The following is a 21,586-nucleotide window of genomic DNA, read 5'->3' on the forward strand; positions in this document are numbered from 1 at the left end:
TAGTTTATTTTTTTACGATCGTTTCCTTTGTTTTTACACCATTGGAAAAAATAATAGTTAAAATATAATTCCCCGAAGACAATTTACTCATATTCAATGTATTTACTTGTTTTGCCTCCATTACCTTACTGCCTTTCATATCATATAGAACCAAGGTATCCACCTGATCTTCGGAGCTAATATGAATCACATCCTGCGTTGGGTTTGGGTATAGTTTATAACTTACTTTTTCGAATTTCTCATTGGATAAAACGCCATTTATTCCGGTTGCATAGAAGAAAAGCGATAAAGGAAAATCCCCTTGTTGTCCAACAAATTGTGCATCGGGAACTGTCAGTTTGAATTCATGGGTTCCCTTTTTCAGATCGGCGATTTTGTAAATTCGGTTTGGAATAACATCTCCGGGACACCAATTATTCCAACTAGTCCAATCGGCTTCCGTCTTAGGTCGGTTGCCATAAATGCCATTCGCTTGGGTATTGTATTGGCGGTAAGGCTCACATGATTTTCCTCCTGGCTTATAAGATTCGATCAAGCTATTGTCTAAATATACGTAATGCATACGGCGAACATATTCTTCTCCGCCCGAATTCGCTCCGTGGTTAGACGTAATCAAATGAAAATAAGACTCATTAATATCTTGTTCAAGGGTAAATTGATACACTTTGGTTGTCGTACCTGCTACATCTGTTGCGTTGTAATTGTTAAAGGTATCTCTACTCGCTAAAGGCAATAAATAAAAGGTGTCTAATACATTGCCTGAACCCGCCGTTTTCATTTTTACCGTTCCTTCAAATACATCATTTCTCCCTGAGCAACCCACTACTTCATTATTGGCAGCATACGGAACGCCAAAGACATTGAATTCAATCCAGAAATCATACGCCTTCATTGCATTGTCTTTAAACATCGGCACTAAATGCGTCAAATCAAACGTATATGGTACTTCTGTTGGCTGTCTATTTTTATTCATAAAAGGCGTAATAAAACGACCTATTTCAATTGTTTTTTTAGTATTGTCACTCAACGGTTGTCCTTTGGGAACCAAAGAAATAAAAACTCCTCCTAATCGATCGTAGTTATCGCAAAGCGCACCTATTGTTACGTCAATCGTTAAGGTTGACTTCACGCTATTGCGCTCTTCATCAGTTATCTTTTTTGCATACAGATCGTTTCGCAATCTTACAACACCCACTTGTGTAGGTTCTGCGGACGCAGCTGCATAGCCATCATAAAAAATAACTTTATCAAATAAGGTAGTTACTGATTCACTCGACTGTGAAAAACTGTATTGGCTAAAAAAGCATACAAGAATTAAATTGAAAAAAGATAATCGTAGTTTCATTGTTTCGGTTTTTACTAAATTTTGCTCTATTATTTTTATTTTCAAGACTTCACTTCTTAAAAAACAACTAAAAACACCAGGTTCTCTTCACCTAGAAGCCAGATGTTAATGAATTTATAAAAATATGCCAAACAAAACTTAAAACCAACTATTGTTAAATTTTTTTTATCTTTCTAAAATAGGACTATTCAAGTAGTCCAGGGGCTATTCTCTTCTCAATCTGTATTTGCTTATTCCTAAAATAATTGGGATACACGATGAAACTGATTCGCGCATAAGTCGAATATTAGTCGAATGTTGTTCGAGAAAAAGTGCGTTTTTCCGAACCTGACCCGAACCTGACCCGAACAAGACTTGAACAAGACTAAAACTTAATTTGAGCCAAATCCAAGCAAGACCCAAACAAATTCATTCCAAATGGCCATCCCTTTTACTCGAAGTCTCTGACTCGCACCAATACAAATAGCGCCTGTAGACGCTATGTATTTTTGCCTTTAAGAGAGATTCCAAATGGACATACAGATCAAAAATAATTCGCAGCCAACCAAAAATAAACCCCAAAAGGCAATTCACTTTTTGGGGTCTACTCAACTTGCAACAAGGTAATTATTTACTTATTCTACGCTATACTTCATCCAAACATGGGGTTCCGTATACCGTCCAATATTGTGTTCTAAATCAATTTCAATTGGGTTTAAGGCAAAATCAACAATATATTTCCCTGAGCTCTGAAAAGATTGCTTTGTCCAGTGCTCCCATTGTTGAACGGTTCCTTCTACCTGTCTTGCTTTTGCGCATATCTTATCTATTTGCGCTCCATTTTTGCAATGGGTCTGTATCCACGAATCAAAAGGCAAACCTTCCGCATTGGTCCAGCTAACATAGTTTTCCATCGTTTGAAGCGGATACTGTTGTTTGCCATGTGGACGAATAGGTGCTATAAACTGGGTGAATTGTTGTTCTTTGGCTATCGCTTTCATAAAGCGAACCAAGGTATCACTAACCCCTTGCCCTTGATATCCTTTATTTATACCGAGTTGTAACACACATAAGGTATTGGGTTTCTTCCCTGCCTTTTTGTCTAAAAAAGCGCGTTCGAGTGCCCAATCCCAACCTCCCTCAGGTAGATGGTTTACTTCTTCTGCTGTCAAACTCAACGGAACACAGTTGCCATTGCCAACAACTTCTTGTTGATCCGTTAAAAAAAACTGATACAACGGAAATTCAACATACAGATCTTCCCAGTATTTGATATTTACTTTATCCTGTAATATAAATTCAGGCCAAATACGGAAAGCATCCGCTTTTTCTAATAATACATCATATTGTGGTAAGTACGTTTTTGATGTTCTTATAAAAGAAAAATGACTCGGATTCATGCAAAAAAAAATTATTAATTATCGATTTAACAGCTTCCTATTAATTCAGTCAGCAAAGATACTCTTTATAAATCCAACCCGTCTCCTTTTCCGTTTTTTTGTCCTAACTTTTTTAATTTACTCGTTTATTTTTTTTGTTACCCAAAAAATTAGTATCCCATACATAGCCCTCATGTTAAAATAATTCACTAATTTAGAAGGACTTAAGTTTCTTCGTTTTTTCTTTCAAAGAAAAATAAATTACTTTTTAAAAAAATATCTTATCAATTAGTATGCAAGCATATTATTTTTTTAGTATATTTGAGTTTAACCCATTTTTGAAAATGAAGGAAAAAACAATTGACTATACCCTAAGAGCAACTTGGCAAGCCGTAGCAAGAATGTACAATGAAGAGGCTGCAAAATATGGCGCTACAATGTCTCTCGCTTTTGCACTTTTAAGTATAGATAGAAACGGTACCCCTTCTACTCTATTAGGTCCAAATATGGGAATGGAAGCGACGAGTTTAACGCGTACCTTGAACAAAATGGAGGAAAAGGAATTAATCACAAGAGAAAAAAATCCGCACGATGGCAGAGGTGTTATCCTAAAGCTAACCCCCTTAGGTCTTGAAAAAAGAGAGCTTTCGAAAGAAAAGGTCAAGCGTTTTAATGAGACTTTAAAGGAGCATCTTACGGAGGAACAAATAGCCAATTTTATTCAAGTTACGGAAACCATCCATCAACTTATTGCCGACAAGGCCATATTTGAGACGAAAAAGTAAGGAGAATTGGTATAAACAACAAATAATAACCACTGGAATTATATAAACATATGAAAAGAAGAATTAAAAAAGTGGCTGTAATTGGTTCAGGCGTTATGGGATCAGCTATTGCATGTCACTTTGCAAATATCGGTATTGAGGTATTGTTAATGGATATTGTTCCCAATGCTTTAACCCCTGAAGAAGAAAAAAAGGGATTCACCCTTGCTGATCGTGCAATTCGAAATAAAATTGCTCAAATGCATTTGACCAATGCACTAAAATCAAAACCCTCTCCTATTTATTCGCCGCGCTTTGCTGATCGAATTACAGTAGGAAATCTCGAGGATGATTTATCAAAAATAAAAAATGTAGATTGGATAATTGAAGTCGTTATTGAGCGACTAGATATTAAGAAGTCCGTTTTTGAAAATATTGAAAAACACCGAAAACCAGGCACTTTAATTACTTCTAATACATCTGGAATTCCAATGAAACTGTTGGTGGAAGGTCGTTCTGACGATTTTCAAAAACACTTTTGCGGTACTCACTTTTTTAATCCACCTCGTTACTTGCCTTTATTTGAAATTATTCCTGGACCGAATACGGCTCCAGAGGTACTTTCTTTTTTCCAAAACTATGCCCGCGTATACTTAGGTAAAACACCTGTATTATGTAAAGATACGCCTGGTTTTATTGGCAATCGAATTGGCGTTTATTCCATGGCCATGGTTATGCAATTAACGCAAGAAATTGGTCTTACGATTGAAGAAGCTGATACCTTAACGGGCTCCTTTCTAGGACGTCCTAAAACGGGAACTTTTAAACTTGGTGATTTAGTTGGTTTAGACACAGCAATTAATGTAACAATGGGACTGAAACAAAACTGTCCTGCGGATGCAATGATTCAAGAAATTAAAGACAATACAGCTTTAAACTTCTTGTTGGAAAATAAATTTTTAGGAGATAAAACCAAAAAAGGTTTTTATTATAAAGAAGTAGATAAAGAAGGCAAAACAAATCGCTTTGCTTTAGATTTAACTACCTTAACTTATAGACCGTTAGTACGCGCTAAACTTGAAGCGGTTGAAATGGCGAATCAAGCGGGTGGCACAAAAGCGAAATGGTCTGTTTTATTGGCAGATAAAGGAAAAGCAGGTACGCTTATCCGCAAACATTTTGCTTCACTATTTGCGTATGTAGCCCAACGAGTGCCTGAAATCACAGATACGCTCTTCTCTATTGATGATGCGATGAAAACAGGATATGCTTGGAAATACGGTCCTTTTGAAACTTGGGATGTCCTAGGCTTGCAAAAAGGGATTGACTTAATTGAACAAGAAGGCTATGAAGTTGCTGCTTGGATTAAAGAGTTAGCAGCCTCTGGTGCACAGAGTTTCTATAAATTGGAAAACGGCAAAAAACTATTTTACAATCAACAGTCCAAAACGTTTGACGTTATTCCTGGACAAGATGCTTTTATTATTTTAAATAATATTCGCACAACCAATAAAGTTTGGGGCAATAGCGAGGCTACCCTACTCGATTTAGGGGATGGAATTGTAAACTTAGAATTCCACTCGAAAATGAATACCATCGGTGGAGGTGTTTTAGCGGGTCTAAACAAAGCGGTGGAGCTTGCAGAAACTAATTTTGAAGGATTGGTTATTGGAAATCAAGGTTCAAACTTCTCTGTAGGTGCTAACTTGATGATGATTTTCATGATGGCTGCTGAACAAGATTGGGATGAGTTAAACATTGCAATCAAAATGTTTCAGGATACAACAATGCGCATGCGTTACTCCGCAATTCCTGTTGTAGCTGCTCCACATGGGATGACCTTTGGAGGGGGCTGTGAAATTAGTTTACACGCAGATAAAGTGGTTGCCGCAGCAGAAACGTATATTGGATTAGTTGAATTTGGTGTGGGCTTAATTCCTGGTGGTGGTGGTTCGAAAGAAATGACTGTAAGAGCTTCTGACTTATATCGCAAAAATGATGTGGAGTTAAATACCTTACAAGAACATTTCTTAACTATTGCCATGGCTAAAGTGGCTACTTCTGCGGAAGAGGCGTATGACTTTAATATTCTTCAAAGAGGCAAAGATTTAGTGGTTGTCAATAAAGACTTGCAACTTGCGCAAGCCAAACGCGAAGCTTTATTGCTAGCACAAGCAGGCTACACCCAACCGGTTAAACGCAAAGACATCAAGGTTTTAGGCCGTCAAGCTTTGGGTATGTTCTATGTAGGAACAAACAGCATGATGGAAGGTAAATACATTTCAGAACACGATTTAAAAATCGCCAATAAACTCGCTTATGTTATGGCGGGTGGAGATTTATCTGAAGCTACACTAGTGTCTGAACAATATTTACTAGACTTAGAAAGAGAAGCTTTCCTATCTCTGTGTGGAGAACGCAAAACCTTAGAGCGTATTCAACATATGCTTAAAACAGGTAAACCTTTGAGAAACTAACTAACCAACACGTACAAAAACATGAAAACTGCATATATAGTAAAAGGATATAGAACAGCTGTCGGTAAAGCTCCTCGTGGTGTTTTTCGTTTTAAAAGACCCGATGAACTAGCAGCAGAAACCATTGAATATCTCATGCAAGCCTTGCCTGAATTTGACAAGACGCGCATTGATGATGTGATGGTAGGCAACGCCATGCCCGAAGCGGAACAAGGCTTAAATATAGGGCGCCTAATTTCTTTAATGGGACTAAAAATAGATGATGTTCCGGGTGTAACCGTAAATCGATATTGTGCATCTGGAATTGAAACGATTAGTATGGCCGTTGCAAAAATTCAAGCAGGTATGGCTGATTGCATTATTGCGGGTGGAGCTGAAAGCATGAGCTATATTCCTATGGGTGGGTATAAACCTGCACCAGATTATAGTGTTGCTAAAGCGGGTAATGAAGATTACTACTGGGGCATGGGATTGACGGCGGAAGCAGTTGCAAACCAGTTTAAAGTAAGCAGAGAAGATCAAGATGAGTTTGCCTATCATTCACATATGAAGGCCTTAAAAGCAATTGCTGATGGGAAATTTGCGGATCAAATTGTACCTATTACCGTAGATGAGGTCTTTATTAATGAAAAAGGCAAAAGAGAAAGTAAATCGTATGTTGTTACACAAGATGAAGGACCGCGTAAGGGTACTTCTATTGAGGCGTTGTCTAAGTTGAGACCTGTATTTGCTGCGGATGGATCAGTTACGGCTGGGAATTCTTCTCAAATGAGTGATGGCGCAGCTTTTGTTATGATTATGTCTGAAGAAATGGTTAAGGAACTTAATATTGAACCGATTGCTCGTATGGTTAATTATGCAGCTGCAGGTGTTGAGCCTAGAATTATGGGAATTGGTCCTGTTAAAGCCATTCCTAAAGCACTAAAACAAGCAGGGTTACAATTAAACGATATCGATTTGATTGAATTGAATGAAGCTTTTGCTTCGCAATCGTTAGCTGTAATCAGAGAATTGGGAATTAATCCAGATATCGTTAATGTCAATGGAGGTGCGATTGCTTTAGGCCATCCTCTAGGTTGTACAGGAGCTAAATTATCTGTTCAATTATTTGATGAAATGAAACGCAGAGGCTCTAAATACGGTATCGTCACCATGTGTGTGGGAACAGGTCAAGGTGCTGCTGGAATCTACGAATTACTATAAGTAACTAATTAACCCTAAAAAAATAAATCATGAATACAGCTATAACAAGAGGAGGTCAATATTTAATAAAAGAAACAAAAAGTGAAAATATCTTTACTCCGGAAGATTTTTCAGAAGAGCAACTAATGATGCGTGACTCTGTCAAAGAGTTTATCGACAAAGAAGTTTGGCCACACAAGAATCGCTTTGAAAATAAGGATTATGCTTTCACCAAAGCGTGTATGCAAAAAGCGGGGGAATTGGGACTTTTAGGCGTTGCTGTTCCTGAGGCCTATGGCGGTTTAGAAATGGGTTTTGTCTCTACGATGTTAGTTTGTGACTACATATCGGGGGCAACAGGATCTTTTTCTACGGCTTTTGGTGCACATACCGGAATTGGAACTATGCCCATCACTCTGTATGGAAATGAAGCACAGAAACAAAAATACGTTCCCAAATTAGCTAGTGGTGAATGGTTTGGCGCTTACTGTTTAACAGAACCAGATGCAGGATCAGATGCCAATTCAGGAAAAACAAAAGCTGTACTTTCCGAAGATGGTAAATACTATTCTATTACGGGGCAAAAAATGTGGATTTCAAATGCAGGTTTCTGCAGTGTATACATTGTATTTGCACGTATTGAAGATGATAAAAATATTACGGGATTTATTGTAGAAAATGATCCTTCTAATGGCATTTCTCTCGGAGAAGAGGAACACAAGTTAGGTATTAGAGCTTCTTCTACGCGCCAGGTGTTTTTCAACAATACGAAAGTACCTGTTGAAAATATGCTTTCGGAACGTGGCAATGGGTTTAAAATTGCAATGAATGCCTTAAACGTTGGACGTATTAAATTAGCTGCTGCTTGTTTGGATTCTCAACGAAGATTAATCAATGAGGCTGTAAACTATGCCAATGAGCGTATTCAGTTCAAAGTTCCTATTGCTTCATTTGGGGCAATACGCACGAAAATTGCCGAAATGGTGACCAATGCCTATGTAGGGGAATCGGCTTCTTATAGAGCAGCTGGAAGTATTGAAAAGAGAATCAATCAACGTGTTGAAGAAGGCAATACACATCAAGAAGCGGAATTAAAAGGGGTTGAAGAATTTGCTATCGAATGTTCGATTCTAAAAGTTGCGGTTTCTGAAGATGTTCAATCGTGTGCGGATGAAGGAATTCAGATTTTTGGCGGTATGGGATTCTCTGAAGATACACCGATGGAAAGTGCCTGGAGAGATGCGCGTATATCTCGTATTTACGAAGGAACAAATGAAATCAACCGCATGCTTGCTGTTGGAATGTTAATCAAAAAAGCAATGAAAGGGCATGTCGATTTATTAACACCTGCTATGCAAGTGGCTGATGAATTAATGGCTATTCCAAGTTTTGATACCCCAGACTACAGTGAACTATTCGCGGAAGAAAAAGAAATGATTGAAAAGCTTAAAAAAGCCTTTTTAATGGTTGCTGGAAGCGCTGTTCAAAAATTTGGTCCTGATTTGGAAAAACACCAAGCTTTAATGATGGCTGCAGCAGATATGATGATTGAAATTTACATGGCGGAAAGTGCAATCTTAAGAACTGAAAAATTAGCCAAAAACAAAGGAGAGCAAAACATCCAGGAAGAAATTGCGATGGCTCAACTCTATTTATACCATGCGGTTGATATCATAGCTCAAAAAGGAAAAGAAGGAATCGCTTCTTTTACTGAAGGTGACGAACAACGCATCATGTTAATGGGATTAAGACGATTTACTAAATACGTAAATCTACCCAATGTAAATGCACTGCGAGAATCTATTGCTAAAAAAGTAATAGACGCGAATGGATATGTTTTCTAACGAAAACAAACGATTGGTTTAGTTTGTTAAAAAAAAAGACCGCTACTTTCATTCTTTGAAAGAGCGGTCTTTTTGATTTATATACTAAAAGCAAAAAAACGGTCTATTTATATAATATTCAAATTATCTTATTCCTAAAACAAACCCTCATTCTGTGTATTTTTTATAAAAAAATACTAAAATTATTAATTAAAACACGAATACAAAACAATAAACCTATCTTTAGTATTGCAATACAAAATAGATAAAATGCATAATGGGGAATTAAACCAACAACGATTATTTACTACTAAAGGCGAGAAAAAGGAATTTATGATAACCAAACTACACCATACCTTACAGGTAACGGATAGTTATACGACTAAAATGCATAAAAATGATTTTTTTCAGCTTATTTATATTACAAATGGCACAGGTATTCAATATATCGATTTACAAGCTTATGAAATAAAAAGAGGCGATATTATTTTTTTAAATACGTGGCAACAACACAGCTGGAGTTTTAATACAACCATCCAAGGGTACCTGCTGAGTTTTACGCCCAGTTTTCTTACGCAGTTTGTCTCTGATCATTTATTTGTTCACGATTTGCCTTTTTTCAAAAAATTTACAACGCATCATGTCTTAGAAATGGGAGATGAATTGAATCAGGCAGTACAACTTGCCATGGATTGCATGCTCAAAGATTATGAAACAGAAAATGGGACTTATATTAATTTACTGCGGACGTATTTACTAGAGGTTCTCTTGTTGTGTAAAAAGGAAATTGAAACTACTGCTTCAGGCAATAAAAATGACGTAAAATCCAATGCGCTTATTAAATCCTTTGAATCGTTAATCGACAAGCATTTTTTTGAGTATCGATTTCCCAAGGAGTATGCTAAAGTATTATTAGTTACACCAAATTATCTCAATGCCATGTGTCAAAGGGTTAAAAACCAATCGGCTGGAGATATGATTCGCAATCGCATCTTGATGGAATGTAAAAGGCTCTTAATTCACACCAATTTATCGGCCAGTGAAATTGCTTATCAACTCAACTTTAAAGACAATTCTTATTTTTCACGGTTTTTTAAAAAACACATTGGCCTAGCGCCAGATGAATTTAGAAGAAAATAAAAGCAAGTGTGCTTTGTTCATAGAAAAGGCCCACAACTTGTGAGCCTTCTTTATTTTATTTACGTTCTTTTTAAAGGAAATCCCATTTTAGAGTTGGGTTATACCAGAGCTTCCCTTCTTTAACCTCCAAAGGAGATTCGAAATTATTGGTGTATAAAGCTCCTGTTCCCAAACCTTGTGGCATCGGGTTTTGAAGAGTAAAGGTCCATTGGGCAATGGCATTCAAACCTATATTGCTTTCTAAAGCAGAGGTAATCCACCATTTTATTTGCAAGTGCTCTGCAATTTCTATCCATTCCATACTTCCTTTAAAACCGCCTATTAAGCTTGGTTTTAAAATAATATACTGGGGACGAATACGTTCCAACAGCGCCTTTTTAGCTTCATAGGTTGTTATGCCTATTAATTCTTCATCTAAGGCAATTGGCAAGGGCGTTTCTCGACAAAGCGCCGCCATTTCTTTCTCTTGCTTTGCCTTGATGGGTTGTTCAATACTATGCAGGCTTAGAACCTGTAATTGTTGGAGTTTTGTTAAGGCATCTTCTACCGTAAATCCTCCATTTGCATCTACTCTTAGCTCAATTTGAGCTGCTGTATACTGCTTTCTTATATCGTGCAGCAGATTTAATTCTGCTTCAAAATCAAGGGCGCCAATCTTTAATTTTACACAAGTGAATCCTTGGCTTAGTTTTTCATCAATTTGCTCTTTCATAAAAGCTTCATTGCCCATCCACACTAAACCATTGATGGAAATTGCTTCCTTGCCTTCCACAAATTGAGAGGGAAAAAGAACAAAGGGATCACTACTTGCTAAAGATAAAAACGCTTGTTCAACACCAAACTGAATCGAAGGCCAATCGCGGAGGTTTTCCCATAAAACCTCTTTCCCTAAATGGATATTTTCAACCACCCATTTCAATTGTGCTTCATAGCCTGGACGATCATCAAAACTAAGAGAGCGCAGTATCCCGCACTCTCCCACTCCAAATTTATCGTTTTCTTCTATTTTAAGCAACCAAGTTTCTTTTTGGGTCATTACTCCCCTAGAAGTTGCAGAAAGTCTCTTAAACTGCAAGATATGCTTGCTATATGTTGCTTTCATCTCTTTTATAAGGTTAGGCTCTCTCCGATAGTTAAAAGCATTAGATCTTTTCCTTTTTCAAAGAATTTGCGTTTGGCCTCTTCATGGTCGATTTCAATATAGCCAAAGGTATCGAAATGATACCCCAATACTTTATCACACTGTACAAAATCAGCTGCAACAACGGCTTCTTCTACGCCCATAGTGAAGTTACTTCCAATCGGTAAGATGGCTAAATCTAAGGATGCAAATAGGGGAATTAATTTCATATCCATAGTCAGAGCGGTATCTCCTGCGATGTAAATCGTTTTGTTTTTACTTTCGATAACAAAGCCTCCAGGTTGTCCGCCATAGCTCCCATCGGGAAAAGAACTCGAGTGAATGGCTGGTGTATATTTTACTTTGCCAAATTCAAACTGCCACGTTCCGCCGTGATTCATTGGATGTGCATTAAAGCCTTTGGCTTCATAGTGTCCAGCAATTTCGGCATTTGAAACAATAATCGCCTCGGGGTTGTGCTGGATAATTAACTCTACATCCGCAATGTGATCGCCATGGGCATGGGTCAATAAAATATAATCTGCTTGGATTGCTTCTACGTTGATTTCTCTGGCAGCAGGCAAAGGATTTCCGGTAATAAAAGGATCAACGATTACGTGAATATCTTCGATTTGGATACCTAAACAGGCATGTCCATAATAAGTTATTTTCATATTTCTTGTTTTATATGATTAAAGCTAAGGAAAAAAGTAGAGAAACCAAAAAAGTACTTAAGGCTACCACTTTCATCTGACTATCTAAAGCGCTAGGTTCAATGTTGTTTTTTACGAATATCAAATGTTTCACAAAGGGAATATAGGCAATACTAAAAGCAAAATTCCACCACGGTATGGCGCTGAACACAGCATAAACCACAAAAGCTACTAGGGCAAAAAGAACAATAAAATAATGGTAGTATTTTGCCTTTTGTCTACCTAACTTTACGGCAAGTGTATGCTTCCCTACTACTTTATCTGCATCTAGATCTCGCATATTGTTAATGTTCAATACGGAGATACTCAAATTTCCAACGGCTATAGCGGGTAAAATGATACACCAATTCAGAGCTTGTCCATACAAATAGAAAGACCCCATTACACTTACAAGTCCGAAAAAGATAAACACAAATAGGTCACCTAATCCTTTATATCCATAGGCCGATTTTCCAACGGTATATTTAATTGCCGCAGCCACACAGCTAATGCCCAATACAAAGAAAAACAAAGAGGTTAAAAAGTGTTCTCTGCCAAAGGCGAGATAAATTAAAATAAGCGCAGAAATAAGTGATAATCCCGCTGTAATACTAATCCCCTTCTTCAATTCTTCTTTGGTCAACAGACCGCTTTGTAAAGCTCTTTTAGGGCCTATTCTATTTTCGTTATCCGTTCCCTTCACCCCATCGCCATAATCATTGGCAAAATTGGATAGAATTTGAAACAGCAAAGTGGTAAGAATTGCAAATAGAAAAATCAAAGAAAAATGAGGGTTACTGGCATAGTAAGGATAGGCACATGCCGTTCCTACGATAATGCCCGAAATGGATAAGGGTAACGTGCGCAATCTTGCGGCAGAGATCCAAGTTTTGGTTTTAAACATACGGGTAAACTTTCAAAAAACAAATGGTATTATTTGTCGATTCGTGCAAAATTAAGGATAAAAACGTTGCAAATACAAGCTTTAAAAAGTTTTACTTTTAGGTTTATCGCACGCGCTTATCGCTGGTATTAATTTTTAAAGTTAGGTACTTGTGCTTATTTGAAAAAGCATAAAAAACGGCTTGAACCAAATTTGGCGTATGCACTAAAAAAGTGAGTGTCTCTTCTTCTTCAATATCAAAAACAACAGGCAAAGAAATATACCAATCAATTTTTGCGGCTAACATATGTTTGCCTTTTTCTACGTCAAATTGGATTTGTTCGCCATTGGCAATGGTGTGTACTTTCTCTCCATCTAAATAGATTTGAAAGGTTCTAAATCGATCCACCAAGGATTTTTTTCTTTCTAGAATAAGGGTCGCCATATTTCTTTTTTTACAATTGATTTGCCTTGACTAAAGGTATTGCATTTTTAGGATATATCTTCTTTTTATGCGAATCTAAATTCTCTTAAAAAAGACAAAAAAGAGGATGGCTTTCAAGAACCAAAAAACAAGAATAAAAAAACCTAACTTTTATATCTACTAAATTTAAAAAAGCCCTAAGACGCAATCCAAAAGACAAAAAACAACAATTTACAACTCATAACTTATTGTTATGTGATTACTTTAATTTATATATATCGTTATTTTTCAAATACTTATACGTGTTTGATTAAACTTTTAATTCATATTAAATTAAAGTCACTTTAAGTCATTTGTATTTTATTCGTCCTTTGTTATTTTTGTCTAAAAGCGCCTTGTTATTTCACTTAACCACCTTTAGTTAAAGTAATGATTTACCTTATTTTTGTTCCATTGACTATTTATCTCACTCAAATAAATCAAGCCTTAAAACGAAATAGCCCGCAACAAAGATTGGATCAAATAGTATAAACTAAAAAGTATACCCCCTATTTTTTATAGGTAAGCGAACAAAAAAAAGGGGCAAAAATGCATCGCATTTTTGCCCCTTCGAGTGTGGTTACTTGTTCTTTTTATTGTTTTTTCAAACGGTAATTTTCAGCTAAATTCCCTGTAATAACATTGCCTTCTTGATCTAAAACTAATACACTTCCTTCGTGTACTGCAAGGTGTTTTTTACCTCCATCTTTTAAAGTAAGTACAATTTTATTTCCTGCATTGTCCCACTCATACATTCCTACTTCTTCAAAATGTCCGTCTTTTCTTTCTTGGTAATGGTCCACCAATTTGAAGGTTCCATCTGCTTTAATTTCGATTGTTTCGTCAATACCTGGACAATCTGCACATGGAATAGTTCCTTTGTAGGTTCCAGCCCAATCTAAAGATGTTTTAGAATTATCAGCCATCCCTTCTTCAGTCGTTACCACTTCTTTTATGGGTTCCGTTGTTTCTTTTACTTCTTTTTTACAACTTGCTAACGTAAAAACGCTCAATACAGCTACAGCAACAATTGATAAATACTTTCTTCTCATAGTTTTATTTTTTAATATTACTATTCAAATTTACAAATTATTTCATAACTCCCTTCGTTTTTATATTAAAAAGGAAGAGGTATAATTTTAATATAGACTAACGACTATTAATTCTCTATTTTTTTAAACTTTAAAAATACATTTTGATCTTCAGAAGTCAAAGTCAATACATCTTGTTCCATTTGATAGTCTTTGACTTTTCCTAAAGCGCTCATATAGACTGGGGAATTAACACCTTCACAGTATTTACGGGTTGATACTATCTTTTTATCTAAAAGCAGTATATTAGCGTCTATGGCTTCTATCGTTCCTTGATATATATTACAGCCATTATGACCATGGAAACTCATTTCTTTCGAATCTACAATAAGAAAGGGTTTTTTTAGGGGAAATAAATCTTGTACGTTTTCCTCTGTTTTAGCGCTAGATTGAATAGCTATCAACTCCCATTCTCCATCTAATTTACTTGTCGTATTCATCGGAATGCTTGTTTCAGTTTGGGTATCCTTTGATATAGCTTGACTCTTACACCCTGCACTTAGTACAAAGGAAATCAATGCCATAATTAATCCTATTTTTTTCATCTTTATCTATTTTATTCAATTATTTTGAGATCGGCATCATATAAACCCATCAATACACTATTTCCTTTGGAGTCCACACGCAATCCTCCATATTTTGCTTTTTCGTGTAAAGTGTCTTTCCCTTCTTGAAAGAAGTAACTTTCTGCACCTACAGAAAGGCTAAACCCATTCCAATTGAAGTATTTTACCGCAATCAATGAATCTACTAGATCAAGGGGTAAAGTCTCTCCTATGGCTTTAAATACCCCTTTATTTTGGGGATCTAGGGCGAGAACAACATAGCCCCGCTTGTGTATTTTTTCTTTATCTATCCCTGCATCACTCAATTGATTATTGACAGCATAATTCAACTGCATATAATCGCCTTGCATTAAGGAACGAGGATCAACAGGGGCTAACTCTAAGAAAACGAGTTTTCCTTCTTGAATAGTTTGTTCTTTCTGCCAGATCGCACGTCCGAAAAATACACCAAACAAAACAAGAGTTAGAACAATGACACTATTTCTTTTATTTCTCACGATTCAACTTAGTATTAATTACAAATAAACCTAAAAAAAGTATACCTAATCCCATTAGAATTAATGATTTTACCAGCAAAGTAACATTCAAATAGTAATAATATGAAATTAGTGATAATCCCAAAGTGGCAAGCGCTAAAACAATTCCCTTTTGATAGCGAAATAGATACGACCAAAGTAAGAGTAAAAGACTAATTGCCAATGGAATTCCAAATCCCTTCATCCAAAAGGAAATCCCTAAAATAAAAAGACATCCCAGACCAATGGCAAGATTTACTTTTTGAAACTGTAGTTTTTCATTTATTTTCTTTCCTGTAAAATAGATCAAGAGAATAAGTACAATTCCCGCAAATACTAAGTAAATACGATGATTAAACCAACTATATTCACCATATCTACCTCTAATGAACCAGTTTGTTGGCTCTAGCAAGGCTAAATTATCAAGTATCACTTCAAAAAGAAGCACAAAAAATAAAGCATTAACTAAGGGATTATATTTCTTCCCCAAAAATTTATTGTTTGTTTTAATATCTAACTCTCTATCAAACAAGAAATACAATCCTCCTAATACCACCCAAAACAAAAATAGACCTACATAGCCCACCCCTATATTGCCTAAATAGTAAACTAGACCATAATACAAACCTAGCACTGATATAAACTGAATGAGCTTGCTTTTGAAGAGAAAGAATCCACCACCACAAAGTATACTAAAACACAAAAGTGTATTTTCTTCACTTAGTTGTAAGTCAATACAAGCCGCTATAACACAAATTATAGCACTGATATACGTGGCAACAAAAACGCCGTCTCTTAGTGCGGGTTCTGTTTTTTTATTTCCTAGAAAGCTTAGGCCATATAAGATAGCTGCAAAAAACAAAAAGCTGATATAGTTCAAACTATCATTAAGCGCAAGGATTAGGAAACCAAAGAAAAAACCTACAACCAGTAAACTTCCCAAAATAGCAACCAGTTTTAAAAATATATACTTGATAGCCTTTTCTTCTTTTAGGTGCTCCATGAGTTGTTGATCAACAACAACTCCCTGTTTCTCAACCTCCTCGATTAAGTTATTCCCTGTTTTTGTTTTCATGCTTCCACGCTTTAGATTGAATTGAAACGATTTTAATAATAAAAAATATAGCACCTAGAGAGTAAAGCATATAAACAAGTAATCCTTCGGTGGCATCTTTAAATAACTTCATCCACAGCATAAGTCCACAACTAACAAGGGCAATAACTGCATAAGAAAATAAATAAATTTGCTTTTTCATCCAGCCTATTCCTAAGCCTCCTCCTAGTACAACCACAGCAATAAGCAGCGTCCAAAGGGCACCTTCTACTTCTTTGGCTTGGTAACTTGAATCCTTGGTAAACAACCAAAACCCAAATCCCGCAGTAGCTAAGGTAAAAAGAGTTACGAGTTGTATTTGCTGATAGAAGTTATTGATTTGAAAATTGCGGTATAGGGGTTTGAATTGCGGCAATACCAACAAGATTAAATTCAGTAGAACTAAATAGGCAATTCCCACAAAAACAGAATCAACTTGAAAGTATTGAACCATGGCCAAAATGAGTGTTGTATTGGCTAAAACACTAAAAAATAACCACTGATAACTAAAGTTACTAACCAACGTTAGTGGGGTGACTATTACCAACCAAGTTAAAAACAAATCATACGCATTGGCTCCCGTTTGATAGTTTTGTCCAAAAACAGCTAACAATACACCAATTAGCAAGGAAGTTGCCACTAAGCTAATCTTGTTTACTTCTTCTTTTACTCGGGGGGTTATTGCAAAATAGGCACTTCCTAAAATACCAAGGCCCACTAGCGAGAATTTTACACTAACGGGCATTTGATCCCAATTAAAGGCAAAAAAGAATAGGATACCACTTACTAAAAAGCCAGTTCCACAAACCAACAAGGCATAATAGATAAAATCTTTCCATTGTTTGGCTGAAGCAAACCCATAGGTATCGTATAAAATTTTAAACTGTTGGTTATCGATAGAAGAATACTCTTTAAGTAAGAATAGCTCTTGTTTGGTTACTTGTTTTTCTTTTTCTTTCATATTCAATTTTATTACAACCTAAAACGTGTATATACCCGCTTTTTACGCTTCTAAAATTTGAGCAGCATGGTCTTTTGTTTTGACTTTTTCGATGATTTGTTGAATCTTTCCTTCTGCATCAATAACAAAAGTCAAACGGTGAATACCTTCATACGTTCTTCCCATAAATTTTTTAGGTCCCCAAACCCCAAAAGCATTTAAAACTTCTTTATTTTCATCTGCCAGTAAGGGAAAAGGCAACTTATTTTTAGTTATGAACTTCTGTTGTCTTTCAGCAGAATCTGCACTTACACCTAGTAATTCAAACCCTTGTTCTTTCAATATCTGATAGTTATCTCTCAAATTACACACTTCGGCCGTACAACCTGGTGTACTTGCTTTAGGATAAAAGAAAATAACTAATTTTTTTCCTTTGTAATCGCTTAATTGATGCTTAACTCCTGCTTGATCTATTCCTGTGAAATTGGGTGCTTGGTCGCCCACTTTTAAATGTGTCATCTGTTTTATTTTATGTGATTAGTAAAATTACCTTTTTTTTAAGTAGTAGTAAAAAATTAATGTAAATCTTGTGCTTAATGTTAATTTAACCTTCGCCATTCTACCTTAGAAAGAAAAAACAAGTGAACAAAATCAAAACAAACACCTCATAAACAATAGCTTGTAAATTATCCTAATTAATGCTTAAAATGATTCTAAATAATATTATATTTGCGTTTCATTTGTATTATCTATATTGAATCTAAATAAAAAAATGCGGTTATGGGCAATGACAAGAAGAAAAAAAAGGGACTTTTCAGAAAATGGATTGTAAAAGCTCATTTATGGTTAGGACTTCTTAGTGGTTGTATTGTGCTAATTGCCTCCCTATCGGGTGCCTTTTATGTTTTCAATGAAGATATTACCGCTTTTCTTAGAAAGGATGTCATTTTCCATCACGAACAAAACATACAGGATAAACTTCCTATTCCTATTAGGGAATTAAAAGATCTAGTCAATATACAACTTAAAGAACAAGGAGAAACTTTACTCGCAGAGGAAGTAACCATTCCCATCGACCCTACTCGATCCTACCAATTTGGTATTCATCTAGTCGATCCCAACGGATGGAACTATTTTAATACCTACCTAGTATATAAAAACGTTTATGTAAACCAATATACAGGCAAGGTTCTGGCCGTATATAATATCCGAAACAATCCCTTTTTCTTTACGATGATTTTGCATCGCTCCTTACTTTTAAGCAATAGTATTGGGGGAACCATTGTGGGGGTATCTACCGTTATTTTTGCTATCATGCTCATTACGGGTATCATCTTGTGGTGGCCCAAAAACAAAAACATGCGCAAGCAGCGTTTTTGGTTTAGATGGAAAAAAGTAAAAGGCTGGAGACGCAAAAATTACGATGTACACAATATTCTAGGTTTCTATGCTTCTTTTTTAGCGATTATTATTGCTTTAACGGGAATTATGTACTCGTTTACTATTACCAAACATTGGGTATATGTTGCTTTAAATGGAGGGGACAGTCAATACCCTAGCTACGAACAATATGTTACAACGGCTCCAGAAAGTGAAGAAACCCCAACTACAATCGACGCTATTATCGCGCAAGTACGCGAATATTATCCGCAAGCTTATTCGTTTGGATTGGACCTGGAAGATCACGAAGAGGCTGACCATCACCATGAGAATTTTAGTATTTGGATTAAGGATAAGGAATTCACCTATGCCGAATCTCATATGATGATTTTTGATGAACACTCTGGAAAATTGTTATTCGATCGATCACATCAAGACAAATTAGTCGCACAAAAAGCAGTAGATGCTACCTATGATTTACATGTTGGGGCGTTTTTTGGTTTCCCGGGAAAGGTATTTGCTTTTGTGAGTAGTTTATTTTGTGCCTCTTTGCCTATTACGGGCTTTTTAATCTGGCGTGGACGCCGCAACAAAACGAAAACAAGTAAAAACACACAATAAATTTTAATCATGAATAGAGCTTATATTTTACTACTCTCCTTATGGGGATTGAACTCGTATGCTCAAACCGAAGCACAATTAGACAGTATCTTCCAACAACCTAACACCAACCTAGGCGAAGTAATTATCCGTATGGATAAGCCTGTATTTCAACAGAAAGCAGATAAGATGGTTTTTAATGTTGAAAGCAGTACCCTGTCAGAAGGGAGTACGATTTTGGAGGTACTAGGTCGCGCACCAGGGGTTGTTGTTTCGCAAGATGGGGAACTATCTTTACGAGGAAAAAAAGGGGTAAGTGTTATGATCAATGGCAAATTAAGTTCTCTTTCTTCGAAAGAACTAGCCAATCTACTCCGATCTACCAATTCATCCGTAGTCAAGAACATTGAAATTATCTCCAATCCATCAGCCAAATACGATGCAACGGGAAATGCTGGAATTATCAATATTGTATTGAAAAAAAGTGTTTTAGAAGGTCTCAACGGAACGGTATATGTAAATGGTGGAAGAGGAAGAAAAAATCGCATCAACTCTGGGCTTAGTTTAAATTATACCCACAATAAATTAAGTCTTTATACGGATTATAGCTATACTTTTAGAGGAGAAGAAGAACGCAAAACATTTAATCAGGACTTTTTTGACCCGAATCAAGCAAATGTAGTAATCAAAAAAACCACACAAAGGTATACAACGAGCGAACCTTTAACGTCTAATAACTTCAAAGTTGGTGCGGATTATCAAGTGTCATCTAAAACGAATCTAGGTATTCTATTTGATGCTAAAATTGGTCGTTACGAAAATAAGTCAAAAGGAACAAGTGAGATTTATGCTCCAGTCCAGACGTTATTTTCTACTATTCGCTCCAATAATTACAACGACGAACATTGGTATGATTATACGTTTAGTATAAATGGAATACACAAGTTTTCGGAAGAAGGGGTTCGACTGGATTTTGATGTAGAATATGAAAACTCCAAATTCAGATCGCTCCAGACTCAATTGCAGGAGAACCTTCTACCTGCATCGGAAAATTACCCAAATAGAAAAGGGAAAATTCCGTCTACACTACAAGTGTGGAATGGTAAATTAGATTTTACAATTCCGGTAAATGAAAAGCAAACACTAGAAACAGGTTGGAAATCCATTGTTAAATCCAATGATAATCCTTCAGTTTATGAACTAGAACAAGATAGCCAATGGGTGCTTGATCCTGTAACGAGTAATCATTACGATTACAAGGAGCAAATTCATGCGTTATACGCCAATTATAAGCTTGCTTTGGATCATTGGCAAATTCAATTTGGCTTGCGAAATGAGTATACGGATCGTCAAATTCATCAGAAAACAACGGAAGAGCACTACAATAAGGATTATAACAAGCTTTTTCCTAGTGCATCCATTAAATACGAAACGGACAATGCGCATAGCTACTATGCTTCGTACAGTAAGCGTATCAACAGACCGAGTCACTTTGATTTAAATCCCTTCCGTTTTTACGATGATCCTTTTAATTATTGGCAGGGAAATGTAAACCTAAAACCGGAAATTACGCATGCAACGGAGATCGGTTATATTTGGAGTAAATACCTTATTGCAACGGTTTATTTTAGCCAGACCAACGACGTAATGACTGAGGTTTACAAGTATGAACAAGACAATACGATTCTAGTTAAAACACTGGAAAACTTAAACAAATCATATCATTATGGAACCACAATTACAGCAACGGTAAACCCGGCTGACTTTTGGACTATGAGCACCATGCTTAATCTTTTCAACAACAAATACAAAGGAGATTACCAAGGAACAACTATTGATAGTGAGCAATTGGCTTTCACACTAAATGCACAAAATAGTTTTACAATTACCAAAGGAATAAAAGCGGAAGTTAATGCTCAATATTTTTCTAAATCCAATATTGGTTTATACAAAAGAGACAGCTATTTTAATTTATCTCTTGGTGCTTCTACTAGTGTGTTAAAGGAGAAAGGCAGTATCAAATTGGCACTTACTGATGTATTGAATACCAATAATTATACAATTCAAGGAAATGATTTCAATTCAAAAGTCAAACAAGATTACGACCTAGACAGTCGAATTTTTACATTATCCTTCAATTACAAATTTTAAATC

19 protein-coding genes are annotated in these 21,586 nt (G+C 36.1%); 7 read left to right on the forward strand and 12 right to left on the reverse strand.

All coding sequences use genetic code 11. The features are described 5' to 3' along the window. Window positions 1-4 precede the first annotated feature (4 nt). Together ACMHJ2_RS07845 and ACMHJ2_RS07850 are read right to left on the reverse strand one after the other, a co-directional pair. Entirely contained in the window at window positions 5-1,345 is a 1,341-nt protein-coding gene (locus tag ACMHJ2_RS07845) for a peptide-N-glycosidase F-related protein (protein ID WP_413512401.1), read from the reverse strand. 614 nt (window positions 1,346-1,959) lie between these two features. Beyond that, window positions 1,960-2,724: an N-acetyltransferase gene (locus ACMHJ2_RS07850; protein WP_413512402.1), complete on the reverse strand. Its 765-nt coding sequence runs from the start codon at window positions 2,722-2,724 to the stop codon at window positions 1,960-1,962. 323 nt (window positions 2,725-3,047) lie between these two features. Here ACMHJ2_RS07850 and ACMHJ2_RS07855 point away from each other — a divergent pair, with 323 nt between their 5' ends. The 5 genes from ACMHJ2_RS07855 to ACMHJ2_RS07875 all read left to right on the forward strand — a co-directional run bounded on the left by ACMHJ2_RS07855 (window position 3,048) and on the right by ACMHJ2_RS07875 (window position 10,089). Further along, complete coding sequence (locus tag ACMHJ2_RS07855; RefSeq protein ID WP_413512403.1) at window positions 3,048-3,488, forward strand: MarR family winged helix-turn-helix transcriptional regulator; 441 nt, start codon at window positions 3,048-3,050, stop codon at window positions 3,486-3,488. Window positions 3,489-3,538: 50 nt separating this feature from the next. Continuing rightward, complete coding sequence (locus ACMHJ2_RS07860; RefSeq protein WP_413512404.1) at window positions 3,539-5,944, forward strand: 3-hydroxyacyl-CoA dehydrogenase/enoyl-CoA hydratase family protein; 2,406 nt, start codon at window positions 3,539-3,541, stop codon at window positions 5,942-5,944. Between the two features lie 21 nt (window positions 5,945-5,965). After that, the gene (locus ACMHJ2_RS07865) at window positions 5,966-7,147 is read left to right on the forward strand and encodes an acetyl-CoA C-acyltransferase (protein ID WP_413512405.1); all 1,182 of its coding nucleotides are present in this window, start codon (window positions 5,966-5,968) and stop codon (window positions 7,145-7,147) included. A gap of 29 nt (window positions 7,148-7,176) precedes the next feature. Further along, window positions 7,177-8,970 carry an acyl-CoA dehydrogenase family protein gene (locus tag ACMHJ2_RS07870; protein WP_413512406.1) on the forward strand — a complete coding sequence of 598 codons (1,794 nt, stop codon included), beginning with the start codon at window positions 7,177-7,179 and terminating at the stop codon, window positions 8,968-8,970. 228 nt (window positions 8,971-9,198) lie between these two features. Beyond that, a complete protein-coding gene (locus tag ACMHJ2_RS07875) occupies window positions 9,199-10,089 on the forward strand; it encodes a helix-turn-helix domain-containing protein (protein ID WP_413512407.1) in 891 nt (296 codons plus the stop codon). Between the two features lie 70 nt (window positions 10,090-10,159). Here ACMHJ2_RS07875 and ACMHJ2_RS07880 read toward each other — a convergent pair whose 3' ends face one another. The 10 genes from ACMHJ2_RS07880 to bcp form a co-directional block, all read right to left on the reverse strand. Further along, on the reverse strand, window positions 10,160-11,191 hold the full coding sequence (locus ACMHJ2_RS07880; protein WP_413512408.1) for an o-succinylbenzoate synthase: 1,032 nt from the start codon (window positions 11,189-11,191) through the stop codon (window positions 10,160-10,162). Between the two features lie 5 nt (window positions 11,192-11,196). After that, entirely contained in the window at window positions 11,197-11,883 is a 687-nt protein-coding gene (locus ACMHJ2_RS07885) for a metal-dependent hydrolase (protein ID WP_413512409.1), read from the reverse strand. Window positions 11,884-11,893: 10 nt separating this feature from the next. Further along, window positions 11,894-12,805: a 1,4-dihydroxy-2-naphthoate octaprenyltransferase gene (gene menA, locus ACMHJ2_RS07890; protein WP_413512410.1), complete on the reverse strand. Its 912-nt coding sequence runs from the start codon at window positions 12,803-12,805 to the stop codon at window positions 11,894-11,896. 103 nt (window positions 12,806-12,908) lie between these two features. Continuing rightward, window positions 12,909-13,229, reverse strand: coding sequence for a hypothetical protein (locus ACMHJ2_RS07895; RefSeq protein ID WP_413512411.1), 321 nt, complete (start codon window positions 13,227-13,229; stop codon window positions 12,909-12,911). Window positions 13,230-13,840: 611 nt separating this feature from the next. Beyond that, window positions 13,841-14,299 carry a copper resistance protein NlpE gene (locus ACMHJ2_RS07900; RefSeq protein ID WP_413512412.1) on the reverse strand — a complete coding sequence of 153 codons (459 nt, stop codon included), beginning with the start codon at window positions 14,297-14,299 and terminating at the stop codon, window positions 13,841-13,843. Window positions 14,300-14,406: 107 nt separating this feature from the next. Further along, window positions 14,407-14,883, reverse strand: coding sequence for an META domain-containing protein (locus tag ACMHJ2_RS07905; protein ID WP_413512413.1), 477 nt, complete (start codon window positions 14,881-14,883; stop codon window positions 14,407-14,409). A gap of 11 nt (window positions 14,884-14,894) precedes the next feature. Then, window positions 14,895-15,401, reverse strand: a complete 507-nt coding sequence (locus ACMHJ2_RS07910; protein WP_413512414.1) for a GDYXXLXY domain-containing protein — start codon at window positions 15,399-15,401, stop codon at window positions 14,895-14,897. Further along, complete coding sequence (locus tag ACMHJ2_RS07915; protein WP_413512415.1) at window positions 15,391-16,494, reverse strand: DUF4401 domain-containing protein; 1,104 nt, start codon at window positions 16,492-16,494, stop codon at window positions 15,391-15,393. The genes ACMHJ2_RS07910 and ACMHJ2_RS07915 overlap by 11 nt, the downstream gene beginning before the upstream one ends. Beyond that, the gene (locus tag ACMHJ2_RS07920) at window positions 16,472-17,473 is read right to left on the reverse strand and encodes a DUF2157 domain-containing protein (RefSeq protein WP_413512416.1); all 1,002 of its coding nucleotides are present in this window, start codon (window positions 17,471-17,473) and stop codon (window positions 16,472-16,474) included. Before ACMHJ2_RS07920 ends, ACMHJ2_RS07915 begins: the two co-directional genes overlap by 23 nt. 42 nt (window positions 17,474-17,515) lie before the next feature. Then, entirely contained in the window at window positions 17,516-17,971 is a 456-nt protein-coding gene (gene bcp / locus ACMHJ2_RS07925; protein WP_413512417.1) for a thioredoxin-dependent thiol peroxidase, read from the reverse strand. Between the two features lie 261 nt (window positions 17,972-18,232). Here bcp and ACMHJ2_RS07930 point away from each other — a divergent pair, with 261 nt between their 5' ends. Both ACMHJ2_RS07930 and ACMHJ2_RS07935 read left to right on the forward strand, forming a co-directional pair. Continuing rightward, window positions 18,233-19,453: a PepSY-associated TM helix domain-containing protein gene (locus ACMHJ2_RS07930; protein WP_413512418.1), complete on the forward strand. Its 1,221-nt coding sequence runs from the start codon at window positions 18,233-18,235 to the stop codon at window positions 19,451-19,453. Window positions 19,454-19,462: 9 nt separating this feature from the next. Beyond that, the gene (locus tag ACMHJ2_RS07935) at window positions 19,463-21,583 is read left to right on the forward strand and encodes a TonB-dependent receptor domain-containing protein (protein WP_413512419.1); all 2,121 of its coding nucleotides are present in this window, start codon (window positions 19,463-19,465) and stop codon (window positions 21,581-21,583) included. The last annotated feature ends 3 nt before the right edge of the window (window positions 21,584-21,586 follow it).

Source organism: Myroides odoratus (genome assembly GCF_965118575.1).
GTDB classification, from domain to species: Bacteria; Bacteroidota; Bacteroidia; order Flavobacteriales; family Flavobacteriaceae; genus Flavobacterium; species Flavobacterium odoratum_B.

Coding starts and splice junctions, on each gene's coding strand:
- ACMHJ2_RS07855 (WP_413512403.1), top strand. CDS start 3,048: ATGAAGGAAAAAACAATTGACTATACCCTAAGAGCAACTTGGCAAGCC.
- ACMHJ2_RS07930 (WP_413512418.1), top strand. CDS start 18,233: ATGGGCAATGACAAGAAGAAAAAAAAGGGACTTTTCAGAAAATGGATT.
- ACMHJ2_RS07895 (WP_413512411.1), bottom strand. CDS start 13,229: ATGGCGACCCTTATTCTAGAAAGAAAAAAATCCTTGGTGGATCGATTT.
- ACMHJ2_RS07935 (WP_413512419.1), top strand. CDS start 19,463: ATGAATAGAGCTTATATTTTACTACTCTCCTTATGGGGATTGAACTCG.
- ACMHJ2_RS07885 (WP_413512409.1), bottom strand. CDS start 11,883: ATGAAAATAACTTATTATGGACATGCCTGTTTAGGTATCCAAATCGAA.
- bcp (WP_413512417.1), bottom strand. CDS start 17,971: ATGACACATTTAAAAGTGGGCGACCAAGCACCCAATTTCACAGGAATA.
- menA (WP_413512410.1), bottom strand. CDS start 12,805: ATGTTTAAAACCAAAACTTGGATCTCTGCCGCAAGATTGCGCACGTTA.
- ACMHJ2_RS07850 (WP_413512402.1), bottom strand. CDS start 2,724: ATGAATCCGAGTCATTTTTCTTTTATAAGAACATCAAAAACGTACTTA.
- ACMHJ2_RS07865 (WP_413512405.1), top strand. CDS start 5,966: ATGAAAACTGCATATATAGTAAAAGGATATAGAACAGCTGTCGGTAAA.
- ACMHJ2_RS07900 (WP_413512412.1), bottom strand. CDS start 14,299: ATGAGAAGAAAGTATTTATCAATTGTTGCTGTAGCTGTATTGAGCGTT.
- ACMHJ2_RS07920 (WP_413512416.1), bottom strand. CDS start 17,473: ATGAAAGAAAAAGAAAAACAAGTAACCAAACAAGAGCTATTCTTACTT.
- ACMHJ2_RS07915 (WP_413512415.1), bottom strand. CDS start 16,494: ATGAAAACAAAAACAGGGAATAACTTAATCGAGGAGGTTGAGAAACAG.
- ACMHJ2_RS07845 (WP_413512401.1), bottom strand. CDS start 1,345: ATGAAACTACGATTATCTTTTTTCAATTTAATTCTTGTATGCTTTTTT.
- ACMHJ2_RS07880 (WP_413512408.1), bottom strand. CDS start 11,191: ATGAAAGCAACATATAGCAAGCATATCTTGCAGTTTAAGAGACTTTCT.
- ACMHJ2_RS07905 (WP_413512413.1), bottom strand. CDS start 14,883: ATGAAAAAAATAGGATTAATTATGGCATTGATTTCCTTTGTACTAAGT.
- ACMHJ2_RS07860 (WP_413512404.1), top strand. CDS start 3,539: ATGAAAAGAAGAATTAAAAAAGTGGCTGTAATTGGTTCAGGCGTTATG.
- ACMHJ2_RS07870 (WP_413512406.1), top strand. CDS start 7,177: ATGAATACAGCTATAACAAGAGGAGGTCAATATTTAATAAAAGAAACA.